Annotated in this window: 6 protein-coding genes; all 6 read left to right on the top strand. The window is 69.7% G+C overall.

From position 1 onward, the window contains the following. Positions 1-981: alpha/beta fold hydrolase (locus CCN56_RS38990; RefSeq protein ID WP_306300664.1), on the top strand; the 981-nt coding region annotated here is incomplete at its 5' end. Next, the gene (locus CCN56_RS38985) at positions 965-2,359 is read left to right on the top strand and encodes a flavin monoamine oxidase family protein (protein ID WP_086832350.1); all 1,395 of its coding nucleotides are present in this window, start codon (positions 965-967) and stop codon (positions 2,357-2,359) included. The genes CCN56_RS38990 and CCN56_RS38985, both read left to right, overlap by 17 nt. Next, positions 2,356-3,060, top strand: coding sequence for a transporter (locus CCN56_RS38980; protein WP_086832349.1), 705 nt, complete (start codon positions 2,356-2,358; stop codon positions 3,058-3,060). Before CCN56_RS38985 ends, CCN56_RS38980 begins: the two co-directional genes overlap by 4 nt. Positions 3,061-3,086: 26 nt before the next feature. Continuing rightward, positions 3,087-4,445 carry an NAD-dependent succinate-semialdehyde dehydrogenase gene (locus CCN56_RS38975; protein ID WP_086832348.1) on the top strand — a complete coding sequence of 453 codons (1,359 nt, stop codon included), beginning with the start codon at positions 3,087-3,089 and terminating at the stop codon, positions 4,443-4,445. A gap of 29 nt (positions 4,446-4,474) precedes the next feature. Further along, positions 4,475-5,590 carry a Zn-dependent alcohol dehydrogenase gene (locus CCN56_RS38970; protein WP_086832347.1) on the top strand — a complete coding sequence of 372 codons (1,116 nt, stop codon included), beginning with the start codon at positions 4,475-4,477 and terminating at the stop codon, positions 5,588-5,590. A 123-nt stretch (positions 5,591-5,713) separates the two neighbouring features. Further along, positions 5,714-6,865 carry an aspartate aminotransferase family protein gene (locus CCN56_RS38965; protein ID WP_256962415.1) on the top strand — a complete coding sequence of 384 codons (1,152 nt, stop codon included), beginning with the start codon at positions 5,714-5,716 and terminating at the stop codon, positions 6,863-6,865. Positions 6,866-6,914 lie beyond the last annotated feature (49 nt).

The raw sequence follows: 6,914 nt of genomic DNA, 5'->3' as shown, positions 1-6,914 counted from the left end.
GCACCGGCCGGCCGGCCGCGCAGCGGACCGGGAGGCGAGCGGCCCGTGCCTGAGACGAGCGGCGCCGAGAGCGTCGACCAGTACGCGACCCTGCCGTCCGGAATGACGATCTGCTTCCGGGACCACGGCGACGAGGCCGACCCCGTCATCCTGCTCGTCGCCGGCATGGGCGAGGACCTCACCCTCTGGACCGACTCGTTCTTCGGCTCGCTCGTCGCCCGCGGCTTCCGGGTCGTCGCGATCGACAACCGTGACGTCGGCCAGTCGACGTTCGTCGCCACACCCCCTCCCGCGCTCTGGCGTCAGATCGCGGCGCGCCCGCGCGGCGACGCGTACGCGCTGGCCGACATGGCCCAGGACGCCGTCGGCGTACTCGACCACCTCGGGATCTCCCGGGTGCACGTGGTGGGACGTTCGATGGGCGGGATGATCGCGCAGACGGTCGCGGCCACGGCGCCCGAGCGCGTTCTGTCGCTCACGTCCATCTATTCGACCACTGGGGCGAAGAAGGTGGGACAGCCGGCGCTGTCGACGATCCGGCTCATCGCCTCCCCACCGGCGAGGACCAGGACCGAGGCGGTCCGCGCCCACCTGCGGCTCACCAGGCACGTCGCCGGAGTGGGATACCCCATCGACGACGCGGCCGAGGCGGCCCTGGCAGCCCACGCGTGGGATCGCAGCGCCGGTGATCCGGCGGCCGGCGTGGCGCGTCAGGTCCAGGCGATCCAGCGCTCCGGAGACCGGACGGCCCAGTTGAGCGGGATCACGGCCCCGACGCTGGTCATCAACGGCGACCGGGACCTGCTGGTCGCCCCGAGCGGCGGCGCCGCGACCGTCCGGGCGATCCGCTCGGCCCAGCACGTGGTCATTCCCGGCATGGGCCACCACATCCCCGAGGCCCTCGTCGGTCCCGTCACCGAGTACATCGCGCAGCACGCGGCCCGCGTGGGCGAAGGAGGAAACCATGTCCGGATCTCGTAAATCCGGCTCCAGGGACACCACGGTCGACGTCGTGGTCGTCGGTGCCGGCTTCGCCGGCCTGAGCGCCGCCGAGCGACTGGTGAGCACGGGGCGGTCCGTCCTGGTCCTGGAGGGCCGCGACCGGGTCGGAGGCCGATCGCTCTCCGGTGAGGTCGCAGGCGTGAAGGTCGACCTCGGGGCGACGTGGGTGGCACGACGCCACACCGCCGTCCGGGACCTCGCGAGCCGAATGGGCTGTACGACGACCGCCCAGTTCGACCAGGGTCGCAACGTGCTGTGGATGGCAGGCAGGCGCCGTACCTACAGCGGCACCATTCCCAAGGTCTCCCCCGCGGCCCTGGTGGACATGGCCCGCATGCAGACGGCGGTGGACAAGCTGGTCGCGACCATCGACGTGAACGCCGCGTGGGAGACGCCCGGGGCCGGCCGGCTCGACGCCGTCTCGTTCGGCGAGTGGCTCGACCGGAAGAACGCGCTGCCCAGCACCCGTGCGCTGATGACCGTCATCAGCAAGGTGCAGTGGGGCTGTACCCCGGGGGACGTCTCCCTGCTGCACGCACTGCGCTACATCCGTTCGGCGGGCGGGCTCGACCACATGCTGGACGTCGACGGCGGCCAGCAGCAGGACCGGCTCGTCGAGACCACCCAGGAGATCGCCAAACGGGTGGCGGAAAAACTCGGTGACCGCGTGCGCCTGGAGACGCCGGTGCGCCGCGTCACGCAGGACGACGACGGCGTCACCGTCCACACCGACTCCGGGGAGATCCGTGCCGGGTACGCGATCGTCACGGCCGCGCCGGCGCACCGCGCCGCCATCGCGTTCGACCCCGCTCTGCCCGAGCAGGCCGAAGGGCTCGCGCGAACCTGGCGCATGGGCGTGCTGAGCAAGGCCTTCGTGGCCTATGAGAAGCCGTTCTGGCGGGCCGACGGATTCTCCGGTGAGGCGGTGACCGACACCGGAACCGTGTTCATCACCTTCGACGTGTCCCCCGCCCCCGGCGGACCGGGCATCCTGATGGCCTTCTGCGATCCGCGCGTCTTCGACGGCTTCAGCCCCGAGACCCGACGCGACCGAGTCGTCCAACAGCTCGCCGACCTCTACGGTCCGCAGGCCCGCACCCCGATCGACTACGTGGACCACTGCTGGGGAGCGGAGCCCTTCGCCCCGGGCGGCCCCAACCCCGCCGTCGCCCCCTACGCGACCACGAGCTACGGCAAGGCGCTGTCCGAGCCCCACGGGCGCGTCCACTGGGCCGGCACCGAAACCGCCGGCGAATGGGCCGGAACCATGAACGGCGCGGTCCTGACGGGCCAGCGCACCGCCGAGCGCGTCGTCGCCCTCCTGTCCCGCGACGTCCGAGAGGGGGCGCTGCGATGAAGGAAGTCCTGTTCCTGCTCGCCGACCTGTGGATGATCTTCGCCGGCTACTTCTACGGATGGAAGTTCATCCGCCGGTACGGCAACTACCTCCTCGGTCTCGAGTGGATGGTCGTCGCGACGTCGGGCAGCAACTTCCTGCTCTGGTCGCTGCTCGGAGCCAAGAGCGACAGCGTCCTGTACGACCTGGCGTACTTCTTCGACGCGTTTTCCAGGTCGGTCGGGATCACGCTCATCCTGATCATGGGCCTGATGAAGGTCACCCATCGCTACAAGCCGAGCGTCGGCGTCGACGTGGGAGTGTTCGGAGTCGCGATCGTGGCCGGGCTGTTCCTCCGGCAGTTCCACGGCGCGGATCTCCACCACGGCGGCATCGCGTACTGGGTCGCCGTGTTCTACGTCGTCGTCAATCTCCTCACGGCGGTCTTCCTCGGGTACTTCGTCAAGCGGCTCTGGGACGCGGGCGCAAGGTGGCAGGCGATCTGGACGGGGCTGGTCACGGCCGCCGGGACCACCATCGCGATCACCTACGACTTCTTCCCCCTGCCGTTCGACGACGCGAACCGCACGATCTTCTACACCGCCGCGCTCGCGACGTGGGGCACCCAGGGATTCGTCTACTTCCACGCCTACCGCGCGCTGCACGAGCGCAACGCGGCCTTGGACGCGAACCCGGCCCGCGCGACCGAAACCCTCGCATGAACCCCGAAAACGAACAAGGAGTCAGCATGGCGAAGAGGCACGTGTACGCGGTGGTGGACCCCGCCGGCGGCAAGCTGGTCAAGGAGTACCCCACCGCGACGGACGAGGCCGTCGAGGGGGCGGTCGACGCGGCGGCGAAGGCCTACGCGCAGTGGTCGAGGCAGACCTCCGTGGAACAGCGCGCCCAGCTGCTGAACGCCGCCGCCGCCCTCCACGACGAGCGCAGCGCGCAGCTCGCCGAGATCATCCACCGGGAGATGGGCAAGCCGGTGGACGAGGCCGTCGGGGAGGTCGAGTTCAGCGCCTCGATCTACCGGTACTACGCCGAGAACGCGGAGAAGTTCCTCACCGACGAACCGATCGAGCTCCTGGAGGGAGAGGGCACCGCCTTCGTCCGTCGCCAGCCGGTCGGCGTGCTGCTGGGGATCATGCCCTGGAACTACCCGTACTACCAGGTGGCCCGGTTCGCCGCGCCCAACCTCGCGCTGGGCAACACCATCGTGCTCAAGCACGCGTCGCAGTGTCCGGAGTCGTCCGCCGCTCTCCAGCAGCTGTTCACGGACGCGGGCCTCCCCGAGGGCTGTTACGTCAACGTCCACGCCACCGGCGAGCAGATCGGTCGCGCCATCGCGGACCCCCGCGTGCAGGGCGTCTCCTTCACCGGTTCGGAGCGGGCCGGCGCGGAGGTCGCCGAGAAGGCCGGGCGCAGCCTCAAGAAGGTGGTGCTCGAACTGGGCGGTTCGGACCCCTTCATCGTGCTGTCCACCGACGACCTCGACGCCACGGTCCAGGCGGCGGTCGAGGCTCGGTTCGAGAACGCCGGTCAGGCGTGCAACGCCGGGAAGCGCTTCATCGTCGCCGAGGACGTCTACGACGCCTTCCTCGACAAGTTCACCGAGAAGGTGCTCGCGCTGACCGACGGACTGGCTCCGCTCTCCTCGGTCGCCGCCGCCGAGTACGTCGAGGAGCAGGTCGGGCGAGCCGTCGACGAGGGGGCGACCTTCGTCTCCGCACGGCAGCGCGAGGGGGCGTACTTCCCGCCCGGCGTGCTGACGGGCCTCTCCCCGGCATCGCCTTCGGCCGCCGAGGAGCTCTTCGGTCCCGTCGCGACCGTATACCGGGTCGGTTCCGAGGACGAGGCCGTCGAGCTGGCGAACGACACCCCGTACGGGCTGGGCTCCTACGTGTTCACGACGGATGCCGAGCAGGCGCTGCGTGTCGCCGACAGGATCGAGGCCGGCATGGTCTTCGTCAACGGCGTCGGCCTCGATGGCGCGGAACTGCCCTTCGGTGGCGTCAAGTTGTCCGGTTTCGGCCGTGAGCTGGGACGGGCGGGCATCGACGAGTTCGCCAACAAGAAGCTCATCCGCACCGCCCGGACCTGATCGCCGCACCACACAGAAGGAAACCTGCCATGACCATCGAATTCGACGCCGCTGTCTTCAGGACGCCGAACGAACCGTTGACCATTGAAAAAGTGACTCTCCCCTCGACGCCTCCGCCCGGCGAGGTGCTCGTGCAGCTCAAAGCGAGCGGGGTGTGCCACAGCGACCTTCACGTGCTCGCGGGCGAATGGGAAGTTCCTGCGCCGATGATCCTCGGCCATGAAGGGTCCGGGATCGTCGAGAGCGTCGGCGAAGGTGTCACGACGCTGAAGAAGGGCGATCACGTCGTGCTGTCCTGGACGCCCTCATGTCGCCGCTGCCAGTACTGCATCAGCGGCCGGCCGGTCCTGTGTGACATGGTCAGCCGGCACTCGGCGAACCACCTGTCGTTCGACGGCCGGACCCGGGTCACGTCCGCGGAGCAGGGCGACGTATACAGCTTCGCGGGCCTCGGAACGTTCGGCCAGTACACCCTCGTGCCCGAATCGGCCGCGATCGTCATCCGGGACGACGCCCCGTTCCCGCAGTCGGCTCTCGTCGGATGCGCCGTCACGACCGGCGTCGGCGCGGCCGTCAACACCGCCAAGGTGCGTCCGAGCGACACCGTGCTGGTCCTCGGTTGCGGCGGCGTCGGCCTGAACGCGATCCAGGGCGCCCGGCTCGCCGGCGCGCGGAAGATCATCGCCGCGGACATCTCCGACGAGAAGCTCGAGCAGGCACGCGTCTTCGGTGCGACCGACCTGATCAACAACGCCCGCGAGGACTTCGCCGACAGGGTGCGCCGGCTCACCGACGGACGCGGTGTGGAGATCGCCATCGAGGCCATCGGGCTGCCGCGCACCATCGAATCGGCCTACGAGGTCCTGGCCCGGGGCGGCACGGCGGTGGTCGCCGGGCAGGTGGCGGACGGCGTGAGGATCTCCATCGATCCCTTCGTCATGTCCGATCAGGAGCTTTCGCTGATCGGCTCGAACTACGGCTCCAGCAAGCCGGATTCCGACTTCCCCATGCTGATCGACCACTACATGAACCACCGCATCGATCTCGACTCCCTCGTGACGCGCGTGATCGATCTGAAGGACGTCAACGAGGCGTTCGACCAGATGAAGCGCGGCATCGGCATCCGCTCGGTGATCACGTACTGAAAGGCAGGGGGCAACCTCATGGCCCTGGAATCATCACGCTCGGCCTTCGAGCGAGCCCGCCGCAGCGTCGGCGGGGGTGTGGGGTCGGGCCTGCGCGCCGCGATGCCTCCCCATCCGCTCTTCGTGCAAGAGGCACGGGGCGCGCACGTCTGGGACCTGGACGGCGACCGGTACATCGACTACGTGATGGCCTGGGGCCCGCTCGTCCTCGGCCACGGTGACCCGCGGGTGGTTTCCGCGGTGTCCGAGGTCGCGAAGAAGATGCAGGTCGTCGGCACCGGCCACCGACTCGAATATCTCGCGGCGGAAGCGGTCCTCGAGGCCGTGCCGCACGGCGAGCGACTGCTGTGGAGCAACACGGGGACCGAAGCGGTGCAGGTCGCGCTGCGCCTCGCGCGAGCCGCCACCGGGCGGCGCCGCGTCCTCAAGTTCGCCAAGAGCTACCACGGCTGGCACGACACCGTGTACGCCGGGATGTCCGAGGACGACTGCGATCGCCCCGCGGCTCCCGGCGGAGCGGGGCAGTCGACCAGCGTCCTTGACGACCTGGTCGTGGCGCGCTTCAACGACGTCCAGCTGGCCGAGCGCCTGCTGAGCGAGTCCGTCGAGCGCGACATCGCGGCCGTGCTCGTCGACCCGGTGATGAGCAACGCCGGCGTCGAAGCACCCACACCGGAGTTCCTGTCCACGCTGCGGACCCTCTGCGACCGACACGGCGTCGTCCTCGTCTTCGACGAGGTGATCGCCGGGTTCCGGGTCGCACGGGGCGGGGCGGCCGAGAAGTACGGCGTGCTCCCCGATCTGTCCGTCTTCGGGAAGGCGATGGCCGGCGGTTTCACCCAGAGCGCCGTCGTCGGCCGAGCGGAGCTGGTCGATCAGGTGACGGCCGGCGTCGTTCATGCCGGAACCTTCAACGCCAACCCGATCGCACTGGCGGCCGTCGAGGCGACGATGCGCGTCCTGGCCGATCCCGCGGTCTACGAACTGCTCGAACGGACCTCGTCCGAGTTCGAGGCCCTCGTCGGTGGCGTGCTCGGCTCGTCCCCTGACTTCGGCCGCTTCAACCGGGTCGGCTCGCTCCTCCAGTACGTTCCCGCCGGCGGGGCCACCGGGCTCCACGGAACGGGCGGGATCTGGACCGAGATCCTCGAAGGGATGCTGCGGCAGGGCTTCCTGTTCATGCCGTCCGGCAAGGTCTTCCTCAGCACGGCGCACACCACCGCCGACATCGAGGCGACGGCCGAGGCCCTCGACCGGCTCCTGCGGAAGTGGTGACGTCCGCACCGAGCCACGTGTAACGCCCCGCCCACCCCGGGCCAGGCCG

It is taken from the genome of Streptomyces sp. NRRL B-24572 (assembly GCF_002156145.1).
Lineage (GTDB): Bacteria > Actinomycetota > Actinomycetes > Streptomycetales > Streptomycetaceae > Streptomyces > Streptomyces vietnamensis.
Note: the sequence above shows the minus strand (reverse complement) of the source record. Positions and strands in the feature narration are given on the sequence as shown.